A 20,677-nucleotide genomic window follows, 5' to 3' on the forward strand; every position below is an offset into this window, starting at 1 on the left:
GATCGCGCGTGGCAACCGCTATGTACTACGGCTTGTTGGACGTCGCTGTGACGGTCTTGCGCGCGTGTTCCAGAATTTGCCTCAGAGTTTCATCAAACTCAAAACGGGGGTGCCAGCCCAGAACATCTCGGGCACGAGTCGCGTCGCCGACAAAGCGAGGTGTATCCACGGCCCGCAGCCGCGAGCTGTCCTGTTCAATGGATATTTTTGTTCCGCTGATTTGAATGAGGCGGTCTAGGACATCGCCGACCCGGCGTGGAATGCCTGATGCGATGTTCAGAATCGTCCCGCAAGACAGGGATGCGGCGCGGGCAACGACACAGGCATAGGCTGTGGTGACGTCACGCACGTCCAGAAAATCGCGTTCCGCATCCAGATTTCCGACATGGATAACCGGCGGCTGCTGCTTGGATTCGATCCGTGCTATCTGCATGGCAAAGCTCGGAATGACGAACTCCTCGCTTTGACCTGGCCCGGTATGATTGAAGGGCCGCATCCGGACGCATCGCAGACCGCGCTCTGCCATGGCGCCGAGCGCGAGATCCGCAGCAGCCTTGGTGACGGCATAGTCGTTGGTAGGAGCGAGCAGGGCCTGTTCGGTCAGCGGCAGTCCAAGCCTTGCCGTGGATCCATAGACCTGGCCGGAACCGATAAACACGAGCGTGCATTCAGGGGCATGACGAAGGATCGCGTTTGCGAGATTCTGCGTTCCGAACACGTGAACCTGCCAGGCAACATTCGCCTGGGCGCTCGCCGCGGGGACGGCCGCAAGACCGGCCAGGTGGATGATATGATCGGGGCGAAAGCGCGCAATCGCCGACATCACCGCGGCTTCGTCGGTGACATCCAGCGGCACGACGGGGAGATCCGACAATGACGCTTCGCCGGACTTTGACGTCAGGCAGATGTCGACATCGGTTCCAAATTCCTGCCTGAGCGAACCGATCAGATGCCCGCCGACAAACCCGGTTCCACCCGTAACGAGAACTTTCATGTCAAATCTTCACGAGTCGGAGCGCCGTTGGTCGGTCGGATGATCAGAGATGCTCCCGCTTCTTCAGACGTACGATATCCGCATCCACCATTTCGGCTACCAATTGCTCCAGCTGAGTTTCGCACGACCAACCGAGTTTGTTCTTTGCCTTGTCTGCGTTGCCATGGAGGATGTCGACTTCTGCAGGGCGCATGAAGCGTGGATCGACGACGATATGATCCTGGGCCACGAGACCGACGTGATTGAAAGCCAGATCGCAGAACTCTTTCACGGAAGCTGTGCGCCCGGTCGCGATCACATAGTCATCAGCAATGTCTTGCTGCAGCATCAACCACATTGCTCTGACATAATCACGGGCGTGACCCCAGTCGCGCATCGCGCTGAGATTGCCGAGCGAGATTGATTTCTGCATGCCGAGCTTGATGCGCGCCACACCGTCCGTGATCTTGCGCGTCACGAATTCGATGCCGCGCAGCGGTGACTCATGGTTGAACAGGATGCCGCTGGACGCATGCATCCCGAAGCTTTCGCGATAATTGACCGTCATCCAGTGGGCGTAAAGCTTCGCCGCCGCATAAGGCGAACGCGGATAGAACGGCGTCGTCTCGGACTGGATGCGCTCTTGGATCAAGCCGTACATTTCCGACGATGACGCCTGGTAGAAGCGGGCTTCCGGGCAAACGATCCGGGCGGCTTCCAGCATGTTGGTGGCACCAAGGCCGGTGACCAGACCCGTCAGATATGGCTGCTGCCACGACGACTTGACGAAGGACTGAGCGCCGAGATTGTAGATTTCGTCCGGCTTCACCTCCTGGGCGATGCGGATCAGGCTTGCGAGGTCAGTCAGATTGCCGTCGTGAATGTGAACCTTGTCCGCCACGCCGATCCAGACGAGTCGTGAATTGATCACGTCTGCCGACGCGCTGCGCCGCACGATACCGTGGACCTCATAGCCCTTCGACAGCAGGAATTGCGACAGATACGCGCCGTCCTGTCCGGTGATGCCAGTAATAAGTGCGCGCTTCATGTTTTTGCTCAATTCGAAAATGCCGGCGGTATCTGTGAACGAGGAAGGCCGTCAGGAGCGGCGGCCTAGATGATCTCAATCTCGGGCAGCGGGATGATCAGCTTGCCGCCCTTGTCGAGATACTCCTTCTCACGTCGTAAAATCCCTTCCTTGAAGTGCCACGGAAGCACAAGCATGTAGTCGGGATTCATCGCCTTGGCGTCGGCTTCCGACACGATCGGAATCTTGGTGCCGGGCGTGAACGAGCCATACTTGTCCGGATTGACCTCGGCGATAGCCATCAGGTGTTTCTCGGTGATCCCGCAGAACTGCAGGATCACATTGCCCTTGGTCGAGGCGCCATAGCCCACGATCTTCTTTCCGTCTGCGACCAATCCATCCAGCAGGCGCATGAGGTCTTCGCGATGGCGATAGACGCGTTCTTCAAAATCGCGAAACGGCTTCGGCGTCTTGAGGCCCATGCGGTCCTCCTGCTGAAGCATCCAGTCGATCACCGCGCGGTTTACTGCTACCTTGCTGCTCTGCTTCGCAGCAGTGACCGCGAAACTGCCGCCGTTGACAGCGTTCATCTGGACATCGACGACCTTCATTCCCGCGGCCTTGACGATGGTTTCGACGGCCGTGAGTGAATAGTATTCAATGTGCTCATGGCAGATCGTGTCGTAGGAACACATCCGCAGCATCGACGGCATATAGCTTTGCTCGAAGTGCCACAGGCCGTCCGGCGCCAGGACTTCCTCGATCTGCCGCGCGAACGAGATGGGGTCTTCGAGATCGTAGAACATCGCGATCGATGTCACGATCTGAGCCGGCTTGTCGGTCGACTTGCGGTAATTGTCGGCGGTGAAGAAATCGGGAACCAGGGTGACGTCGTCAGGATAGTACTGCTTGAACTTCGCTCCGGTGGGGTCGATGCCGATCCGGGTCAAATTCTGGGTCTCATAGGCGCGTAGCGATGTACTGTCGTTCGAGCCGATGTCGAGGACAGCCATGCCCGGCTTGAGATCGGCTCGCCGTTCCAGCGCGCGAATCTTGCGCGTCAGGTGCTCAACCATCGACTGATTGAGGCCGGACCGGTAGCCGTAGTTATCGCCATACATTTCGTTGGCGTCATAGGAGTGGGCCAGCTGTAGCAGCCCGCTGTCCGGACACCACAGCAGCTCCAGTGGGCCGTTGGTGATCTCGGTGTCACGATTCTTCGGGAAGACGCCGGTGAGCTGTTGCGATCCGAGATTCAGGACCGAAACGAGATTCGTGCTGCCACTCAATCGGCAACGATCGATTCGGCGATATCCAACGTTATTCATTTGCTTCCTTGTCGAGATAACAGGGGGCATCTAGCCCGAAGTTACGACAGTTTTATGTGTCCTTGTTGCCAAGGTCTACTCCGCGGGGGGGCTTTTAGGCAATGTTTGTGGTTGGGAAAAGGGGACTTTAGGCACGTCGCGGCCGAAAGGCGCCGCTCGTCATTTGCGAATTCTATGGTGCTTCCGCAGCGTACTAGAGTTCCGGATAATAATGGAAGGCCGTGACCAGCAATGAAAAACGGGCGTGTACTTTGAAAATAACGCCTATCATTATGTTTTTATTGAGTAATATTCTTTGTTGGACTGACCGTTTCGACGCGTGACGAATGCTTTGAGGCTTATCGTGTCTTGGCTCGCTTTTTCGAGGCGCATAAGTCGATCCGCCGATTGCTCAGCGTCACCGCTTTGAGATCTCAGAGATCAGTATGCCGAGCATATCGGCGGCGCACTTGCTGGGTTCCAGATGCGATCGTCTCCAGCGGCCAATCTTCACGAGAGAAGTGTTGCGCGCTGTTGCTGTGGCAAGCGTAGTGGCGCGTGCGGCTAGTCCGGTTACTGTCTTTTGCCTTTGAGAATTGTACCAAAAGCGCGCAGCGGGCGTGTTGCTTTCCAAAATGAGCTGTTTGTTATCGCAATAAGCTCGCCTCTAAGAGTATCCAATTCTTTCTGCAATTCAGCGCTTGTTTCTTGCTGGTTTTGACACTGCTCAATAAGAGTCGCGTTTTCTTGAATGAGTTGCTCTTTCTGCAGCTGAGCTTCTCTTAGAGTGTATTGGTCAGCAGGAATTTGCAGAATGGGCAAAAGCTCGGAGTGTTCGCGCGAGACGTAATACCTGTTAACCCGGTCGTATCCTGCAAAGAGATATCCGTTAGCTATGAGTGTCGGCTCCCAATCGAAATGATTGGCAGTCGTTGTCATTGGCTCGGTCGCCTCGATCAGAACGATCCATGGCCGATACTTGGCAAAATCGCTGCCGTCGATGACGGATTTCTCAGCGCCTTCGACATCGATCTTCAGGAAATGAATGTCGCCGCGCACATACTCATTGCAGATATCTTCAAGCCGTCGTGTTTCAACACGGATCGTCGTACCGGGATAGCCGGCTGCGGCTCCGCGCTCGGCGAATTTATCCACAAGCGTCGACAGGCCTGTCCCAGCAATATCGTGAAAAGTAGCTTCGCCCGCAGCGGACGACGCGGCAAGTTTCAGATTGATATCGCGCGGGCGGTCTTTGAGCAACTCGTCAAACCAGCCCGGGCTTGGTTCGATGTTGATCCCATTCCAACCCTTTTCGTAGAAAAGCTTGGTGACCGAGTGATCGAGTGGGTGGTTCGCGCCGACGTCAATATAGAAGCCATTCTCAACATCTTTGAGAGCACGATGAAGGCGGATGTCCTCCAGAAATTGAGCGTATGAAACGAGCTCCAAAGGTAAAGTCCTTATTGCAAGATAGAAATCAGTCGAAGCCATTGCTGCATCGAGCATTGCCATCGAGATCAACACGCTGCCATGGAGGTCAGCACTTTTGCTGGATGATGATGTTTGGTGAGTGTATTTAAGAGTTTCCGGGCTAGGCGTCTTGCTCGAATTTCAGAGCGTAAACTGCAAAGCCGCAAATGACGCACAAAACCTCCGACGCGTCGTTTACAACGCATCTTTTAACTTCGAATTTCTAGCATGAAATCTTGAAGACGGTCAAAACGTAACTCGTCGAGTTGCCGAGCCATCTATCGCGCGATACTATTCCGAATGCATCAAGATCCAAATCGCTTTCGAGTAGAACTCACGGTCAGTTGCGCGGATTGCGCGTCTATACCCAAAGTTGGTGGCGCGGGGAAGATTTTCGAAGAAGCAGGCACGCGCTATCAGTTGATGCATAATGGCCTACGCGTGATTTCGGGCGGCTACCATGGTGGCTGGATGTCGGAGATCATCGAACGGCTCGAAGGGCATCACGAGCCTCAGGAAGAGGTCATTTTTCACGAGATCCTGCGGCATGTGGGTCCGACGGCGACCATGGTCGAGTTGGGAGGGTTCTGGTCCTATTACTCCCTCTGGTTTCTACGCGGATTTGTCGAACGTCGTGCCGTCGTCCTGGAGCCGGATCCGTCCCATCTGACGGTAGGGCGTCGCAACGCATCGCTTAACGATGCCGCCAATATTGAATTTATCCAAGGCAGCGTGGGGGCAGTCTCTGCCGGGCCGCAGCCTTTTCCGACAGAGACATCTGGCATGATAGAGATTCCGGAGTTCGCCGTTGCCGATATCCTTGCCAGCCGAGATATCGGCATGCTGGATATTCTGCATTGCGATACGCAAGGCGCTGAGACTTCCGTTGTTGCATCCTGCGAGGCACTATTTAAGGCGCGGAAGATAAAGTTCGGGATATTCTCGACCCATGCGTATCAGATCAGCGGCGATCCCCTGACGCATCAAAAGTGTCTTGCGATGCTGAAAGACTTCGGCGGGCAGATATTGGCCGAGCACGATGTCCATGAGAGCTTCAGCGGTGATGGGTTGATTGCAGTCTATTTCGGAGCCGAGCCGCTGGCCTGGAATGCACCGAAACTCAGCTTCAACCGATACTCTAACGGAATCTTTCGTAACCCGATTTATGATCTGGCAGAAACGCAGCAGGCGCTCAGACTAGCTCCGCAGCCAGTATCGCCGCAGGCCGCTCCGCACGCGCCCACGGAGCTTGGTCCGAAATCCCTCTTGTCACGGCTGTTCGCAAGATAGCTGCTTCCGGCGGGGGGGGATTCGCAGCCCTGTCTCAGGCTCATAACGTCCTGGAAATGGCACGGGGATGTTTTAGAGTTCGCAGCTGCCGTTGCGCGCGTGCGTGTCGCTGTCTGGGTTGTTTAGATGAAAACCACTAGTTCGGCCCTGTTGGCCCTGGCCGCCGGCGCATGGTGCTGTGTCCTGTTTCTGAGCGCCCGGGCGACGCCGTCCGCCTTCGTGTTCGGCGACGAGGCCGGCTATTTCCTGCCCATCATTTTCGGGACGTCGGCGGCAAATTATCAGAAGTGGGGTGCCGTGATGGAGTACCCGGCCTATCTTTATTTCTGGCTCTATTCATTCCTGCCACGCGACAATCTTCATCTGTGGATCAAGGCGCTGAACGCTGTTTTTATCGCGGCGGCAGCGTTGCCAGCTTATCTGATCGCGAAGCGCTTTATGACGGGTACGGCGGCACTGTTATTCGCCTGCTTCGTCGTCGCAATGCCGATCGCATCGTTCGTGCGATATGTGATGCCTGAACCGATGTATTTTTTCGGGTTCTGGTTCGCACTATGGGTGATCTGGCGCGCGCTGGACTGGTCCCAATCTGCCGCCGCGATTGCCGGCGGTGTGGTGCTCGGCCTGCTGGCGCTGGTCAAGCCGCACGCGGTTGCGTTTGCGGTTGCACTGTCGCTGTTTCTTGCGTTGAGGCAGTTGAATCTCCGCGGCGCCTTGGCCGCCGTCGCTCAATTTGGCCTGTTCCTCCTGGTGCATGCCGGCGTCGGCTATTTGCTCACGGGGCATCCCGTCTGGTCGCTCTCGGGTGGGTCTTATGCCGGAACGATGCAAACGCGCATCGACGTTTTGGCAGTGCTGATCAACATGGCGGGGCATAGCGCGGCGCTCGCGACGCTGCTGGGACCGCTGGTGATCGTGCCCGTTGTCGTCTGGTGGTGCGATCGGTCGGGCGCGATGGGGCAGTTCAGCCTGCTCGCCGTATGCCTTCTTTTGGCGATGCTCGCCATGACCGTTTATTTTTCGCAGGGCGTTTACCAGATTGCGCCGGCAACCGAGCGGATTACGCGCCTCCACGGTCGCTATTATCTGTATGCGTTCCCGCTGTTTTTGCTGATCGGAGTGGTTTCGCTGTATCGCAATCCAGCGGCGCCCATCTCCGCGAAGATTTGGCCAATGGCGTTTTTGATCGCGTCACCGCTGTGTGGCGCGGCGATCCTGCTGTTCTACGAGGTCGGCCCGGTCGATTTCCCAGATCTCGCATTGTGGGGGGGGCGCTATTTGCTGTCGGTTTCGATTGCCTTCGTCGGGCTACAGGCGGGGGTCGCGATCTATGGCTGGTTTTGCGCGAGTGCACGGCAGCTTGTCGCGATCTCGTGTGCCGTGTTCGTGTTGTCCGCATTGGCAACGACCTGCGCATTCGTCCTTGCTGCGCCCCTGACTCTGGCCCGGAAGCCGTTCGATGCAGCGTTCCTCGATGCGCCTCCGACGAGCCAGTTGGACCAACTGATCGGCCGATCCGACGGCGTTGTGATTGGCCGGGAGTCGAAGGCGGATGAACTCGCCCGGGCTTTGTTTTATCTGAAGTCACTTAGCCTGGGTCGATTTGCGCCACCTGATGATCGGGTCGATGACACAAACATGCCGGACGGCATCAAGTGGGCACTTGTGTTGCCAGGCGTTAAATATCTCGGCACGCAGAGGGTGGTGACCGAAGGAGAATTTGCTGTGGTGTGGCGGGACGCGAGATAGTTTCCCGCGACGCCGCGACGTCCTTCAGAGCCTGCCATATCCGGGCAAGTATACTTTCAGTTGGCCATGCGTGAGAAGCGTATGGGCAAATCGCATTCGACGTCGGTTCTTCCGCGTGAAATACATCGGGCCTGGATCCCGAATTCGAGATCCTTCAGAGTGAATGCTAGGCTCACTTGACCTCCCGCGGCGTGAATATCTCGACTTGAATAGTCTTGCGCCACAATGACGCGTCCCTGGTCTCCCAGAATGTCGCATCGTACGGCGTTGCCGGAGTCCGTCGGGTCAGGCACCCGGAGATGAAACGATGCAGTATAGTCGCCGCTCTCCAAAGGCATATATGGGCCATATACCATCACGCCGCTGGTGCCGGCGGGGCAGCGGATGGCCTCGTGATCGCCGACTTGTACACGGTCTCCCGCGAGAGACAGATATCTGCGCTGACGTTCCGGCCATGCAGCGGCGAATATCCGATCCATCTCGGCCCTGAGTTCTGCCGGGCGCGGCTCCGAGGCCTTGCGTGCCTCAAGCCACCAGATGAACGAATTGTCGGGATCGTTCTCGGCCGTCAGCAGACGTTCGGCATAGGTGAAATCCGGATCCACGATTGCCGGATCAAGCGGCAGCATCCGGCCAGTTCGGGGATCGCGACAAAGCCATATGCCCTTAACCGTGATCACCTCGAAACCGGACAGTTCTGCGAGTCTGCGGGCTTCCGCCGGTGTCACTTCGACGGTGTGCTCCGGATGACTCCACACGAGCGGCTCTGTAATGAGGCGGTTGGGACTGTCGACAATCAAAAGCCCTCCCTGTTTCAGAACGCGATGACTTTCCAGGAAGAACCCGACCACATCTTGCGGCCATAGATGTTCAAGATTCTCTCCGGAAAACACAACGTCGCAGGTGGCGTCCGCCACTGCGTTCATATCGCCGGCGGTGTTTGCGATCCACTCGACATTGGCTGGCAGGTCTGCCGGCTTCGGGCTATAGAATTCAATACCGATATGCCGGCCGTGATGTCCGGTCCGCGCTTCAATCCAGTCGAAATACCATCGCCCGGCACATCCGGCACTCAACATCGTTCCTGAGAACTGCGGCAACTGCCGAAGTCTTGCGGAGCGCGAGTCGTGCAGCGTGTGATTGATATCCGGAAGTTTGGTATCGACAGGCGGTTTTCCCGAGCTGCTGCTTTTTGCGACCACAAAAGCATCGATACGATCACGGAGCGCGATGAGCTTGGCCTTCGCCAGCCGTAATATTTTGAGACGGATGGTGCGTGCAACAGCCTGGAGACGAAAGATCAAGCTCATAGGGTTATTACCGTGCGGGACCAAAGTGAGGGGGGCAGCTTCCTGAAGGTGTCTTTTATCTCTGGAGCGGGGCTGATAGTTTGAGCGAAGCCACGACGTTGACACGAAATAGATGCATGAGGTCAATGGCCCGCTCGCTTCGAACGGGTTTATTCGATTTCATCTGGAAAGGCCTAGGATCGAAATGGCTGATGTTGGCAGCGCCGCAGGAGAGACACATACTCACCTACACGGTATCGTTGAAACGTTGAAGTCCCAGATAGTTACTTATGCTCTGCCGTTGTGGTCCTCCGAAGGGTGGGATTCCCAGGCCGGCGGCTTTATCGAAAAGCTCGATGCTGCTGGTAAGGCTGACGCGGACGCCCCCCGCCGTGTCCGCGTTCAAGCGCGCCAAATTTACTGTTTCGCCAAGGCTGCGCAGCTCGGCTGGTATCCGCAGGGCGCCGAGATTGCGCGCAAGGGTCTCGATTACATGCTCGCGAAAGCGAAGTCGCCGGATGGCAAGCCGGGCTTCGTGCATATTCTCGCGCCCGATGGTTCGGTGCTGAACCCGCTGCGTGACACCTATGACCACGCTTTCGTCCTGCTGGCACTGGCGACGGTCTATCAGCTGGATCGCGATGCAAAGGTGCGCGCCGAAATCGACGAATTGATGCAATTCATCGATACGCAGTTGCGCTCGCCAGACGGCGGTTACCTCGAAGGCGTGCCGGCTTCGATGCCGCGTCGGCAGAATCCGCAGATGCATCTGCTGGAGGCCTTCATCGCCGCCTTTGACGCGACTCATGATCAGGCATTTCAGGCGCGGGCCGGCGATCTGTTCGGTCTGTTCACGTCGAACCTGTTCGATGCGAAGAAGGGCGTGCTCGGCGAATATTTCGAACAGGACTGGTCGCGGATCGAACCGGTCAGCGTCGAGCCCGGCCATCAGGCCGAATGGGTCTGGCTGCTCAAGGGCTTCGAACGCATCACCGGCTGCCCGACCGGCAAGCAGCGTGCCGCGTTGCTCGAATCCGCGCTGCGCTATCGCGACGCCACCGGCTGCCTGGTGGACGAAGGCGATGCCCAGGGCAATATCGTCAAGGCCACACGGCGCTGCTGGCCGCAGACCGAGATCATCAAGGCCTGGGTCGCGCAGGCGGAATCAGGCGTTGAGGGCGCGGCCGACGAGGCACGGGCGGCGCTGATGCGGCTGGACCAGTATTATCTGCAGCATCCCGTCAAAGGCGGCTGGTACGATCAGTTCGACGGCGAGGGACGCTCGCTGGTCGATACGATCCCGGCGTCATCCTTCTATCATATTCTATGCGCGGTCGCCGAAGCCGACCGGGTGCTCGGCGCCTGACCGCCTGTGCGATCTAGCGGATGGCTTCGTTCGGATCTGTCGGCTTGGTCCGAAACACCACGAAATGCGACATCGTGAAATTCACGATGAAGCTGACCAAAATGGCCAGAAGCTTGGCGGCATAGACCGGCATGAAGTGCGACAGCACCACGAGCGTGGTGGTGGTCGCGATCACGCCTAATACACCCGAGGCGACGAAGCTGAGATAATCCTTCCGTCGCAGCACGCGGCCGGATTCGGCGCGGAACGTGATCATGGTGTTCATCACGTAGGAACACGATACGGCCACCAGCCAGGCTATGACATTGGCGGGCACCAGCGGCAGCTTCAGCACCTGATAGGCGAGGGTGAAGATAGCGAGATCGATGAGGGTGTTGCCGAGGCCAATCACGCCGAAGCTGATGATCTTCGACACCGTGGGGCGCGACAGCCAGGTCTCGACAATTTGTGGTAAAATCAGTCTCACGGCAGCAGGCATCCTCAATCTGGGCGGCTGCATAGCAGGATCGCCCGGGGAAGTCCGGCTTTTTATGATGCGCCGCGGCAGTCCTGCGCGGTCAGTTCCCGCGCTCGTCGGCGATGATCTTGCCGTCATTAGGCAGCGAGGCCGGCGCCACCAGCTCCACGGCCCCCCCGAGCTTGCTGACGGCCCTGAGCGTGGCTGTGACGGCCTCCTGCAGGCCGGGCTTGTCCTTGGCCGCCGCTTCGGCTTTTAGCACCATGGCGTCATTCTCGCCGTCTCTGGACACGATTAGCCGTAGCCGGCCGAGTTCCGGGTGCCGCTTGCCGATTTCGGCGACCTGTTCGGGCCGCACGAACATGCCCTTGACCTTGGTGGCCTGGTCGGCGCGGCCCATCCAGCCCCGGATGCGCATATTGCTCCGGCCGCAGGCGCTGGGGCCGGGCAGGGCGGCCGTCAGGTCGCCCAGCGCCAGCCGGATCCACGGGTGGTGCGGATCCAGCGACGTCACCACGATCTCGCCGACATCGCCCTCGGCCACGGGCGCGCCGGTCCCGGGGGTCACGATTTCCAGGATCAGGTCCTCATTGACGATCAGGCCGTCCCGGGCGGTGCTCTCATAGGCGATGAAACCAAGATCAGCTGTGGCGAAGGCCTGATAGGCCTCGACACCGCGCGATGCGATCTCGGCCTGCAGCGAGGGCGGGAAGGCCGCGCCGGACACCATGGCGCGCTTGATCGAGGAAATGTCGCGCTTGGCGGCTTTCGCGACATCGAGCAGGATCTTCAGAAAATCCGGCGTGCCGCTATAGGCTGATGGACGATAGGCTTCGATCAGTTCGAGCTGTTGCTCGGTATTACCTGGGCCGGCGGGGATCACAGCGCAGCCGAGTGCCCGCGCGGCGCCGTCGAAGATGAAGCCGCCGGGGGTCAGGTGATAGCTGAAAGTATTCAGCACCACGTCGCCCGCGCGGAAACCGGCGGCATAGAGCGCCCGCGCGCCGCGCCAGGGATCAGCCTGTTTCGACTCCGGCTCGAAAATGGGCCCCGGGGAGGTGAACAACCGGCCGAATGAGCCGGTCGCGCCCGACACGAAACCGCCGAAGGGTGGGCTGGCCTTGTGCAGGGCCGGCAGGTCGGATTTGCGCAGCACCGGCAGTTGCGCCAGTGCCGCGCGGTTGATGATGGCGGCGGGATCGATGCCGTTGAGATGCTCCGCATAAGCGGGCGCCTGCATCGCGTGACGTAGCACATCAGGCAGGCGCGAAAACAGATTGGCCTGGCGCTGCGACGGATCGCAATTTTCGAGTGTGTCGAAGTGGCGCATCTGGGTGTGTCCTGGTGGTTTGGCGTCGTCGCGGTTATTCCGGTAGCCTGTGGCGCCGTGCTAGTGGGAAATCATGTCGTCAGAACGTATCGTCCAATGGCTCGACAGCTTCGGCCAGCTTGATTTTCCTGCTGCCGTCGTGTTGGCCGCATTGGTGGTTGCCTCTTCGTTTTTGCCGGTCCCGCGAACATTCATCGTGTTCGGTGCCGGTGCTGCTTTCGGCTTGCGCTCTCTCGTCGTCATTGTTCCAGTCGCCGCGGCTGCATCCGCTCTGGCCTTTATGCTGGCGCGCTCCGTTCTGCGCGGTTGGGTGGAACGGCAGACCGAAAAACGCGCGGCCTGGCGCCTTATTGCCCAGGCCGTCGATGACGAAGGCTGGCGCATCGTCGCACTGATGCGGTTCGGCGGACCATTGCCCAATTCGGTGCAAAATTATCTGTTCGGTTTGACAAATATCGGACTGCTCCCGTTCGCCCTGGTCACTTTCCTGTTCACGCTGCCGCAGATCGTGCTTTACGTGTATCTCGGTGCGTCCGGACGGGCGTTGTTGCTCGATGATGGACCAATGCCGCTCAACCGTGTGCTGATTGCCATGGCCCTGGTCATTGTGTTCGTCATCCTCTTGCTGGTGTCGCGCCGCATTCGCGCGATCCTTGCGTGCAAGACCGGCATCGCGACCTGTGGGACCGTGAGCAGCTAAAGCCATCGCTTCCTGCGCTTGAAGCTCTTCAGATTCTTGAAGCTCTTGCGCTGGTCGCCGGCGCCGCCGAGATAAAACTCCTTCACGTCCTCGTTGTCGCGTAATTCGTCGGCTGTACCGTCGAGCACCACCTTGCCCTGTTCCATGATGTAGCCGTGGCTTGCCACCGACAGCGCGGCGCGCGCGTTCTGCTCGACCAGCAGAATGGTGACGCCGAGATCGCGGTTGATCTTCTTGATGATCGCGAACACCTCTTTCACAAGCAGTGGCGACAGGCCCATGGAGGGTTCGTCCATCAGGATCATCTTCGGCCGCGCCATCAGCGCTCGGCCGATCGCCAGCATCTGCTGCTCGCCGCCCGAGAGATAGCCGGCCAAGCCTGTTCTTTCCTTCAGCCGCGGGAAGTAATCGTAGACCATGTCGATATCGGCGGAGACCTCGTTGTCCCTGCGCGTGAAGGCGCCGAGCCGTAGGTTTTCCAGTGACGTCATGTCGGACACGATGCGGCGGCCTTCCATCACCTGGAAGATGCCGCGGCGGACGATCTTGTCGGGATCGATGCCGTCGATCCGTTCATTGTCGAACAGGATTTCGCCGCGCGTGACTTCGCCATCTTCCGTTTTCAGGAGGCCGGAGATCGCCTTCAATGTGGTCGACTTGCCGGCACCATTGGCGCCGAGCAGCGCGACGATGGCGCCCTTCGGCACCTCCATGCTTAAGCCGCGCAGCACAAGGATCACGTCGTCATAGACGACCTCGATGTTGCGGATGTCGAGGAGGGGGGCGGTGGCGGGCGCTGTTGAAACTTGCGCGCTGGTGTCGATAGCTGTCTGCATCAATGACGCTCCTGAGATCGGCTGGTGCTAACCTCTCCCCGCCTGCGGGGAGAGGTCGACCCGGCGTAGCGCTGCGAAGCCGGGGCGGGTGAGGGGGACTCGCCATTAGCTCCGAGCCTGCTCAGGCTCCCCCTCATCCGACGCGGACTACGTCCGCGCCACCTTCTCCCCGCCTAGCGAAGCTCCGCTTCGCCGGGCGGGGAGAAGGGAGAACTACCACCCATGCCATTCCGGCTTGCGCGGCAGTTCTACGGTCTTCACCTTTTCGAGCTTGATCGTGCCCTTGGCCATCAGGTCGTTGAGATCGCCATCGGTCGCGCCGGTGACCTTCGAGCGATACAGGTCGACCTTGGTGGTCGGGCGGTGATCCTTGTCGGTCCAGGTCGAGGGATTGCAGACGCCTTCCATGCCGGCCGGTACCCAATCCTTCTTCTGGTAGAAGCCCTTGGCGACGTTCTCGCCGGTGGCGCCGCCGTTCTTCGCGGCCCAGTCCAGCGCTTCCTTCATGTAGAGCGAGGTGCAGACCGCCGCGATGTAGTGCACCGGGCGATAGATCTTGCCAGACGGATCGGAGATCTTGGAAATCTCCTGCACCGTCTTCATGCCGGGCGCGTTGCCGCCCCAGCTCACCGCCGTGCGCAGCGGGAAGATCACGCCATCAGCAGCATCGCCTGCGGCCTTTGCGGCGTTCTCGTCCATGCCCCATACATTGCTCATGAACTGAACGTCGACGCCGGCTGCCTTGCAGGCCTTCATCACCGAGATGTTGGAGGCTGCGGTGTTGCCGAGATAGGCGTAGTTCGCGCCGGCGCTCTTCAGGCTGAGGCACTGTGCGCTGTAATCGCCAGGCGCGAGTGCGAAGACCAATGGCGGTAGGACGTCAAAGCCGAGTTCGGCGGCGAGCGCTTCACCCGCGGCCTTCGGGGCGTTGGGGTAGGGATGGTTGGCGCCCATATGGACATATTTCGGCTTGCCCGACTTGCCCTTGGACTTCCAGTCCTCCGCTGCCCAGGTCAGTTCGGCGCGCAGCGCGTCCGAATAGGACGGGCCGTAGAAGAAATTATACGGCGCGGGCTTCGCCTTGCCGCCGGCACCGGTCGGGTCGGTCAGCGCGGCCGAGTAGGAGCCCGAGATATCCGGGATCTTGTCCTGCGCGAGGAAGCCGGTGAGCGCTTCGGTGTCCGCGGTGCCCCAGCCCATGATCGCCGCAACCTTGTCGGCGCCCGACCACTTCTTGTACAGCGCGATGGCGCGCGGCACCTGATAGCCGTAGTCATTGCTATCGAGATTGACCTGCTTGCCGCCGACGCCGCCATTCTTGTTGATCCAGGCATAGGTATCGACAACCCCCTGGCCATATGGCGTGCCGACGTCAGACGTGCCGCCGGAATAATCGGCGAGGTGGCCGACGGCGATCTGCGCCTGCGCACTGGCGGAGGCGCCCGTAATGAGAAGGGCAATGGATGCGGACGTTAGAAATGTTTTCATCGTCATGAGCATTCTCCCGTTGGATTTTATATTTTGTCGTTTCGTCCAGTCCGTCCCGTTCTCAATGCGAGAACGGGTAGAGTTTCCAGTAGGTCTTGATCTGCCGCCAGCGATGCGCGAGCCCGTCGGGTTCGAACACCAGGAAGGCGATGATGATGAGGCCGATGGCGATCTCGCGCAGAAAGGTCAGGTTGTTGTTGAGCGCCAGCGCCTTGTCGATGACGCCGCCCTTCAGCTCCATGCTGATCCATTCCATCGCTTCGGGCACCAGCACCACGAAGGCCGTGCCCATCAGCGTGCCCATGATCGAGCCGGTACCGCCGATGATGACCATTGCCAGGAACAGGATCGAGCGCTCGATGCCGAAACCCTCGTTGGAGACCACGAGCTGGTTATGCGCGTACAGCGCGCCGGCGATGCCGGCGAAGAACGCCGCGAGGCCGAAGGACAGCGTGCGATATTTGGTGAGATTGATGCCCATGATCTCGGCCGAGAGATAGTGATCACGCACAGCCACCAGCGCGCGGCCGTCGCGCGAGCGCATCAGGTTGGTAACCAGCAGATAGCTCGCTACCACATAGGCCAGCACCACATAGAAATACTGCCGGTCGCCGCGCAGCGTATGGTCGAAGATCGAGAACGCTTTGGCCGTCGCCGGCACCGAGCCGCCGCTGAACCAGTCGGCGCGGGAGAAGAAGTCGAGCAGAATGTATTGCGCGGCCAGCGTGGCGATAACGAGGTACAGCCCCTTCAACCGCGCCGCCGGCAGGCCGAAAATGAGTCCCACGATGGCCGTTACCACGCCGGCGATGGGAATCGAGAAAAACACCGGGATCGGATAGTTGTTGGAGATATAGGCCGAGGTGAAAGCGCCGAACAGGAAGAACGCGGCGTGGCCGATGGAAATCTGGCCGGTAAAGCCGACCAGGATGTTGAGCCCCAGCGCCGCGATGCCGTAGATGCCGATCATGATCAGCTGGCTGAGCCAGTATTCGCTGAGCAGTTGTGGCGCGAAGCAGATCAGCACCACGCCGAGGATCGCCGCGTTGCGGCTGGTGGTGGTCGGGAAGATGGTGGTGTCGACCGCATAGCTGCTGCGGAAGTCACCGGCGGGAATGAGGGAGGGGCTTGCCATGATGCTTTACACCCGCTCGATGTCTTTGGTGCCGAACAGGCCGTAAGGCTTGATCATCAGGATGATGATGAGCACGTAGAATGGCGCGACCTCATAGAGATTGCCCCAGTGCAGATATTCGCTGTCGATGAATTGCGCGAAGTTCTCCAGCAGTCCGATGATGATGCCGCCGACCACCGCGCCGCCAATGGAGTCGAGGCCACCGAGGATCACCGCGGGAAACACCTTGATGCCGTAGATCGACAGGCCCGATGATACGCCGTTGACCACGGCAACCACCACGCCGGCGACGGCGGAGACCATCGCCGAGATCGCCCAGGCCATGGCGAACACCGTCTTGACGGAGATGCCCAGCGATTGCGCCACCTGCTGGTTGAACGCGGTGGCGCGCATCGCCAGGCCCCATTTCGACACCTTGAAGAACCACGCCATGCCGATCATCATCGCAACCGATACTACGAGGCTCATCACATAGACGGTCTGGATCTGTAGGCTACCGATCGTCACCGACTGGCTGGTGAAGACACGCGGGAATGGCTGCGGGTTGACGCCATAGATCCATTTCAGCGCGGCCTGGAATACGGCCGAGAGTGCGATCGTCACCATGATCACCGAGATGACCGGCTCGCCGACCAGCGGCCGCAGGATCACGACCTGGATGAGGATGCCGAAGGCGAACATGAACACCAGCGTCATCGGCATGCCGAGCCAGAACGGCACCTGGTATTTGGTCAGCAGCGTCCAGCACACCCAGGCGCCGATCAGTAGCAACTCGCCCTGCGCGAAGTTTACGACCTGGGTGGCTTTGTAGATCAGCACGAATGACATCGCGACCACGCCGTAGAGCGTGCCGACCACGAGGCCGTTGACCAGAAGCTGGAGGAGGAACTGCGTGTTCATGCGATGGCCGGAGTGCTAACCTCTCCCCGCTTGCGGGGAGAGGTCGGCGCGCAGCGCCGGGTGAGGGGGAGCTTCCACATGCGCAAGGCCAATGCGGTCAGAACCACACGTGCCAGAAGGCTGCGGCGAGATTCGACCGATGCCGAGAATGCGCTTTGGTATCGCCTTCGCGCACGTTCCTTGGACGGGCACAAGTTTGTGCGACAAGAGTCGATCGGCAACTACATCGTCGATCTGATCTGCCGGGAGCGGCGCCTGATCGTTGAGGTGGATGGTGGGCAACACGCTGACAATGTGCGCGATGTTGCCCGTGACCAGTGGCTGGTCGAGCATCATTACCGGGTGCTCAGATTCTGGAACCATGATGTCTTGGACAATATCGAGGGTGTTCTCGAAGTCATTGCGACGGCGCTTGCGGAAGCTCCCCCTCACCCGGATCGCAAGGGCGATCCGACCTCTCCCCGCAAGCGGGGAGAGGTTAGCTAGAACCGAGACGCCGCAGTTTCTTAACCTCCCCCCGCTTGCGGGGAGAGGTCGGCAGGCGCGCGTTAGCGCGCGTGCCGGGTGAGGGGGGCTATCGGTAAAGCTCAGGTTCTTCATTCCGCCGCCTCCATGCGCGCGCTATCCCGCGCCATGTCCACCACAACCAATTGCGTGCGGATGCGCTGCGACGTGCCGTCCTGGAAACGGATCGTTGTGTCGACGGGGATATCCCGCGCGCCGCCATAGATGCCGTCGATGATATCGGCGTATTTCTCGTTGATGACGCTGCGGCGGACTTTTCGCGTGCGGGTCAATTCGCCGTCGTCGGCGTCGAGCTCCTTGTACAGCAGCAGGAATTTGGCGATCCGCTGAGCTGGCGGCAGCGTGGCATTGACCGTCTCGACTTCCTTGCGGATCATCTCATAGACCTCGGGGCGTGACGACAGGTCCGTATAGGTCGTGAACGAGATGCGGTTCTTCTCGGCCCATTTCGAGATGATCGAGAAGCGGATGCAGATCATCGCCGCGAGCGCATCGCGGTTGTCGCCAAGCACCACGGTCTCGGCGATGTAGGGGGAGAACTTCAGCTTGTTCTCGATATATTGCGGGGAGAAGCGCTCGCCGCGCGCGGTCTGCGCCAGATCCTTGATGCGGTCGATGACGACAAGCTGCTTGTTATCATTGAAATAGCCGGCATCGCCGGAATGCATCCAGCCATCGCGCAGGTCGGCCGCGGAGGCCTCGGGCGATTTGTAATAGCCGAGGAACATGTTGGGGTGCCTGACCACGATCTCGCCAACGCCCTGCACATCGGGATCGCGGACTTCGATTTCGATGCCGCTGCCCATGGCGATGCCGGTGGTGTCGGGATCGACGGCATCCGACGGATGCAGCGTGAAGGCGCCGAGCGTTTCGGTCTGGCCATAGAGCGTGCGCAGCGGCACGCCCATGGCGCGGAAGAATTTGAACGTATCCGGGCCCAGCGCGGCGCCGCCGGTAGCGGCCGAGCGCAAGCGTGTGAAGCCGAGGCGATCACGCAGCGCACGGAATAACAACGTATCGGCGACGGCCGAGCGCTTGCCTTGCGCGAGTGCGGATAGCCCGGATTTCATGCCGAGCTCATACAGGCTCTGCTTCAGCGGCGACGAATCCATCACCCGTGCGCGCACGTCAGCCGCGATGCCTTCCCAGACCCGCGGGGCGAACAGCACGAAGGTCGGCGCGATCTCACGAAAATCGTTCATCATGGTGTCGGCCTGCTCGACGAAGTTGACCTTCATCCGGCTCAGGAGACCTTTGCCGAGCGCATAGACCTGTTCCATGATCCAGGGCAGCGGCAGCACCGAGACATATTCGTCGTCCGGTCCCTTGGGGTCGAACGACAGATACACCGCGCAGTGGCCGAGCACGCGGCCCGCCGCGAGCATCGCCAGCTTGGGATTCGACGTGGTGCCCGACGTGGTGCAGAGGATCGCGACATCCTCGCCCTGCGTCGCATCGACCAGTTGATCGTAGAGGCCCGGCTCGCGCGCCGCACGGTCGCGGCCCATCTGGGCGAGCCTGTCGGCCTCCAACAGCCGCGGGTCGTCATATTTCCGCATGCCGCGCGGGTCGCTGTAGATGATGTGCTTCAGCGCGGGCACGCGGTCGGCGAGGGTCAGCAGCTTGTCGACCTGTTCTTCATCTTCGGCGAAAACTATCTTCGCTTCGCCATAGTTGAGGAGATAGGCAGCTTCTTCATCGAGCACGTCGCGATAGAGACCGAGGCTCATGCCACCGATGGCATGCGCGGCGATCTCGGCAGCGACCCAGTCCGGCCGGTTATCGCCGATAATGCCGATGACGTCGCCACGGGCGATGCCGAGCTCGACCATGCCGAGCGTGAAATCCTTCACCCGGGCATGGTAATCGTTCCAGGTGAATTCCCGCCACAGGCCGAAGTCCTTTTCGCGCAGCGCGATCTCGCTGCCATGTTCTTTGGCGTTGAGGCGCAGCAGCTTCGGATAAGTATCTGCCTGTTTGACGCGTCCGGCATAGTCCATCATGCGGCACTCTCCGCAGCGATAGGCGCATGGTCGGGATCGACGAGGGCTTCGTCTTCTTCACCGAGATAGGCGCGCTTGACGTGCGGATCGGCGAGCACGGCAGCCGGATCGCCCTCGGCGATCTTGCGGCCGAAATCCAGCACCATCACGCGATGGGAGATGTCCATCACGACGCCCATGTCGTGTTCGATCATCATCACCGTCATCCCGTATTCTTCGTTGAGATCGACGATATAACGCGCCATGTCTTCCTTCTCCTCGAAGTTCATGCCGGCCATCGGCTCGTCGAGGAGGATAAGGTTCGGCTCCAGCGCCATCGCGCGGGCGAGTTCGACGCGTTTTCGCAGACCATAGGGAAGGGTGCCGGCGGTCGCCTTGCGCACGCTCTGCAGATCGAGGAAGTCGATGATCTCCTCAACCTTGCGGCGATGCTCGAGCTCTTCCTTGCGTGCGCCGGTCAGCCAGTACAGCGAGCCGGTGAGGAAGTTGTTCTTCAGGAGGTGATGGCGCCCGACCATGATGTTGTCGAGCACACTCATATGATGAAACAGCGCGAGGTTCTGAAAGGTGCGGCCGATGCCGAGGCCGGGGCGGGCATTCGGGTTGAGGCCGGTGATATCCTTGCCGTGATAGAACAGCTGGCCTTCGGTGGGGCGATAGCGGCCAGAGATACAGTTGACGATGGAGGTCTTGCCGGCGCCGTTCGGCCCGATGATCGAGAACAGCTCGCCGTCATTGACAGCGAAGCTCACATCGGTGAGCGCGCGAACGCCACCAAAGCGCAGTGACACCCCGCGCACGTCCAGAGCAACCGCCACTCAAATCCTCCCAG

At 59.8% G+C, this 20,677-nt stretch carries 18 protein-coding genes; 5 read left to right on the forward strand and 13 right to left on the reverse strand.

Annotated elements, in window-relative coordinates; genetic code table 11:
* Positions 1-25: 25 nt before the first annotated feature.
* The 4 genes from AB7783_RS03335 to AB7783_RS03350 all read right to left on the reverse strand — a co-directional run bounded on the left by AB7783_RS03335 (position 26) and on the right by AB7783_RS03350 (position 4,819).
* A complete protein-coding gene (locus tag AB7783_RS03335) occupies positions 26-994 on the reverse strand; it encodes a GDP-mannose 4,6-dehydratase (protein WP_441276826.1) in 969 nt (322 codons plus the stop codon).
* A 43-nt stretch (positions 995-1,037) separates the two neighbouring features.
* A complete protein-coding gene (gene gmd, locus AB7783_RS03340; protein ID WP_441276827.1) occupies positions 1,038-2,021 on the reverse strand; it encodes a GDP-mannose 4,6-dehydratase in 984 nt (327 codons plus the stop codon).
* Positions 2,022-2,086: 65 nt separating this feature from the next.
* On the reverse strand, positions 2,087-3,289 hold the full coding sequence (locus tag AB7783_RS03345) for a class I SAM-dependent methyltransferase (RefSeq protein ID WP_441276828.1): 1,203 nt from the start codon (positions 3,287-3,289) through the stop codon (positions 2,087-2,089).
* A gap of 591 nt (positions 3,290-3,880) precedes the next feature.
* On the reverse strand, positions 3,881-4,819 hold the full coding sequence (locus AB7783_RS03350) for an FkbM family methyltransferase (protein WP_441276829.1): 939 nt from the start codon (positions 4,817-4,819) through the stop codon (positions 3,881-3,883).
* Positions 4,820-5,077: 258 nt separating this feature from the next.
* Here AB7783_RS03350 and AB7783_RS03355 point away from each other — a divergent pair, with 258 nt between their 5' ends.
* Both AB7783_RS03355 and AB7783_RS03360 read left to right on the forward strand, forming a co-directional pair.
* Positions 5,078-6,067 carry a hypothetical protein gene (locus tag AB7783_RS03355; protein WP_441276830.1) on the forward strand — a complete coding sequence of 330 codons (990 nt, stop codon included), beginning with the start codon at positions 5,078-5,080 and terminating at the stop codon, positions 6,065-6,067.
* A gap of 126 nt (positions 6,068-6,193) precedes the next feature.
* On the forward strand, positions 6,194-7,816 hold the full coding sequence (locus tag AB7783_RS03360; protein ID WP_441276831.1) for a hypothetical protein: 1,623 nt from the start codon (positions 6,194-6,196) through the stop codon (positions 7,814-7,816).
* 56 nt (positions 7,817-7,872) lie between these two features.
* On the opposite strand, the gene AB7783_RS03365 is transcribed toward AB7783_RS03360, so the two are convergent.
* Positions 7,873-9,126, reverse strand: coding sequence for a methyltransferase domain-containing protein (locus AB7783_RS03365; protein ID WP_441276832.1), 1,254 nt, complete (start codon positions 9,124-9,126; stop codon positions 7,873-7,875).
* A 184-nt stretch (positions 9,127-9,310) separates the two neighbouring features.
* Here AB7783_RS03365 and AB7783_RS03370 point away from each other — a divergent pair, with 184 nt between their 5' ends.
* A complete protein-coding gene (locus tag AB7783_RS03370; RefSeq protein WP_441276833.1) occupies positions 9,311-10,471 on the forward strand; it encodes an AGE family epimerase/isomerase in 1,161 nt (386 codons plus the stop codon).
* A gap of 13 nt (positions 10,472-10,484) precedes the next feature.
* On the opposite strand, the gene AB7783_RS03375 is transcribed toward AB7783_RS03370, so the two are convergent.
* Together AB7783_RS03375 and AB7783_RS03380 are read right to left on the reverse strand one after the other, a co-directional pair.
* A complete protein-coding gene (locus tag AB7783_RS03375; protein ID WP_089268162.1) occupies positions 10,485-10,937 on the reverse strand; it encodes a GtrA family protein in 453 nt (150 codons plus the stop codon).
* Between the two features lie 91 nt (positions 10,938-11,028).
* Entirely contained in the window at positions 11,029-12,258 is a 1,230-nt protein-coding gene (locus AB7783_RS03380) for a phenylacetate--CoA ligase family protein (protein WP_441276834.1), read from the reverse strand.
* Between the two features lie 73 nt (positions 12,259-12,331).
* On the opposite strand from AB7783_RS03380, the gene AB7783_RS03385 reads away from it, so the two are divergent.
* Positions 12,332-12,958 (forward strand): TVP38/TMEM64 family protein, encoded by a 627-nt coding sequence (locus AB7783_RS03385; RefSeq protein WP_441276835.1) that lies wholly within the window; start codon positions 12,332-12,334, stop codon positions 12,956-12,958.
* Here AB7783_RS03385 and AB7783_RS03390 read toward each other — a convergent pair.
* From AB7783_RS03390 to AB7783_RS03405, 4 genes are all read right to left on the reverse strand, one after another.
* Positions 12,955-13,794 (reverse strand): ABC transporter ATP-binding protein, encoded by an 840-nt coding sequence (locus AB7783_RS03390; protein ID WP_441276836.1) that lies wholly within the window; start codon positions 13,792-13,794, stop codon positions 12,955-12,957. The two genes, AB7783_RS03385 and AB7783_RS03390, sit on opposite strands and share 4 nt — an antisense overlap.
* 213 nt (positions 13,795-14,007) lie before the next feature.
* Positions 14,008-15,288 carry an ABC transporter substrate-binding protein gene (locus tag AB7783_RS03395; protein WP_309946339.1) on the reverse strand — a complete coding sequence of 427 codons (1,281 nt, stop codon included), beginning with the start codon at positions 15,286-15,288 and terminating at the stop codon, positions 14,008-14,010.
* Between the two features lie 55 nt (positions 15,289-15,343).
* On the reverse strand, positions 15,344-16,417 hold the full coding sequence (locus AB7783_RS03400) for a branched-chain amino acid ABC transporter permease (protein WP_439057823.1): 1,074 nt from the start codon (positions 16,415-16,417) through the stop codon (positions 15,344-15,346).
* Positions 16,418-16,423: 6 nt separating this feature from the next.
* Positions 16,424-17,317: a branched-chain amino acid ABC transporter permease gene (locus AB7783_RS03405; RefSeq protein ID WP_089268124.1), complete on the reverse strand. Its 894-nt coding sequence runs from the start codon at positions 17,315-17,317 to the stop codon at positions 16,424-16,426.
* 78 nt (positions 17,318-17,395) lie between these two features.
* On the opposite strand from AB7783_RS03405, the gene AB7783_RS03410 reads away from it, so the two are divergent.
* Entirely contained in the window at positions 17,396-17,803 is a 408-nt protein-coding gene (locus tag AB7783_RS03410; protein WP_441276837.1) for an endonuclease domain-containing protein, read from the forward strand.
* Positions 17,804-17,913: 110 nt separating this feature from the next.
* Here the strand turns inward: AB7783_RS03410 and AB7783_RS03415 are convergent, their stop codons facing one another.
* Together AB7783_RS03415 and AB7783_RS03420 are read right to left on the reverse strand one after the other, a co-directional pair.
* Positions 17,914-19,845, reverse strand: a complete 1,932-nt coding sequence (locus AB7783_RS03415; protein ID WP_441276838.1) for a long-chain fatty acid--CoA ligase — start codon at positions 19,843-19,845, stop codon at positions 17,914-17,916.
* Positions 19,842-20,663: an ABC transporter ATP-binding protein gene (locus AB7783_RS03420; RefSeq protein WP_093760123.1), complete on the reverse strand. Its 822-nt coding sequence runs from the start codon at positions 20,661-20,663 to the stop codon at positions 19,842-19,844. Before AB7783_RS03420 ends, AB7783_RS03415 begins: the two co-directional genes overlap by 4 nt.
* Positions 20,664-20,677: the final 14 nt, after the last annotated feature.

It is taken from the genome of Tardiphaga sp. 172_B4_N1_3 (assembly GCF_052076035.1).
In the GTDB taxonomy this organism is placed as follows: domain Bacteria; phylum Pseudomonadota; class Alphaproteobacteria; order Rhizobiales; family Xanthobacteraceae; genus Tardiphaga; species Tardiphaga robiniae.

Coding starts and splice junctions, on each gene's coding strand:
- AB7783_RS03335 (WP_441276826.1), bottom strand. CDS start 994: ATGAAAGTTCTCGTTACGGGTGGAACCGGGTTTGTCGGCGGGCATCTG.
- gmd (WP_441276827.1), bottom strand. CDS start 2,021: ATGAAGCGCGCACTTATTACTGGCATCACCGGACAGGACGGCGCGTAT.
- AB7783_RS03350 (WP_441276829.1), bottom strand. CDS start 4,819: ATGGCAATGCTCGATGCAGCAATGGCTTCGACTGATTTCTATCTTGCA.
- AB7783_RS03355 (WP_441276830.1), top strand. CDS start 5,078: ATGCATCAAGATCCAAATCGCTTTCGAGTAGAACTCACGGTCAGTTGC.
- AB7783_RS03360 (WP_441276831.1), top strand. CDS start 6,194: ATGAAAACCACTAGTTCGGCCCTGTTGGCCCTGGCCGCCGGCGCATGG.
- AB7783_RS03365 (WP_441276832.1), bottom strand. CDS start 9,126: ATGAGCTTGATCTTTCGTCTCCAGGCTGTTGCACGCACCATCCGTCTC.
- AB7783_RS03370 (WP_441276833.1), top strand. CDS start 9,311: ATGGCTGATGTTGGCAGCGCCGCAGGAGAGACACATACTCACCTACAC.
- AB7783_RS03380 (WP_441276834.1), bottom strand. CDS start 12,258: ATGCGCCACTTCGACACACTCGAAAATTGCGATCCGTCGCAGCGCCAG.
- AB7783_RS03385 (WP_441276835.1), top strand. CDS start 12,332: ATGTCGTCAGAACGTATCGTCCAATGGCTCGACAGCTTCGGCCAGCTT.
- AB7783_RS03390 (WP_441276836.1), bottom strand. CDS start 13,794: ATGCAGACAGCTATCGACACCAGCGCGCAAGTTTCAACAGCGCCCGCC.
- AB7783_RS03395 (WP_309946339.1), bottom strand. CDS start 15,288: ATGACGATGAAAACATTTCTAACGTCCGCATCCATTGCCCTTCTCATT.
- AB7783_RS03400 (WP_439057823.1), bottom strand. CDS start 16,417: ATGGCAAGCCCCTCCCTCATTCCCGCCGGTGACTTCCGCAGCAGCTAT.
- AB7783_RS03405 (WP_089268124.1), bottom strand. CDS start 17,317: ATGAACACGCAGTTCCTCCTCCAGCTTCTGGTCAACGGCCTCGTGGTC.
- AB7783_RS03410 (WP_441276837.1), top strand. CDS start 17,396: ATGCGCAAGGCCAATGCGGTCAGAACCACACGTGCCAGAAGGCTGCGG.
- AB7783_RS03415 (WP_441276838.1), bottom strand. CDS start 19,845: ATGATGGACTATGCCGGACGCGTCAAACAGGCAGATACTTATCCGAAG.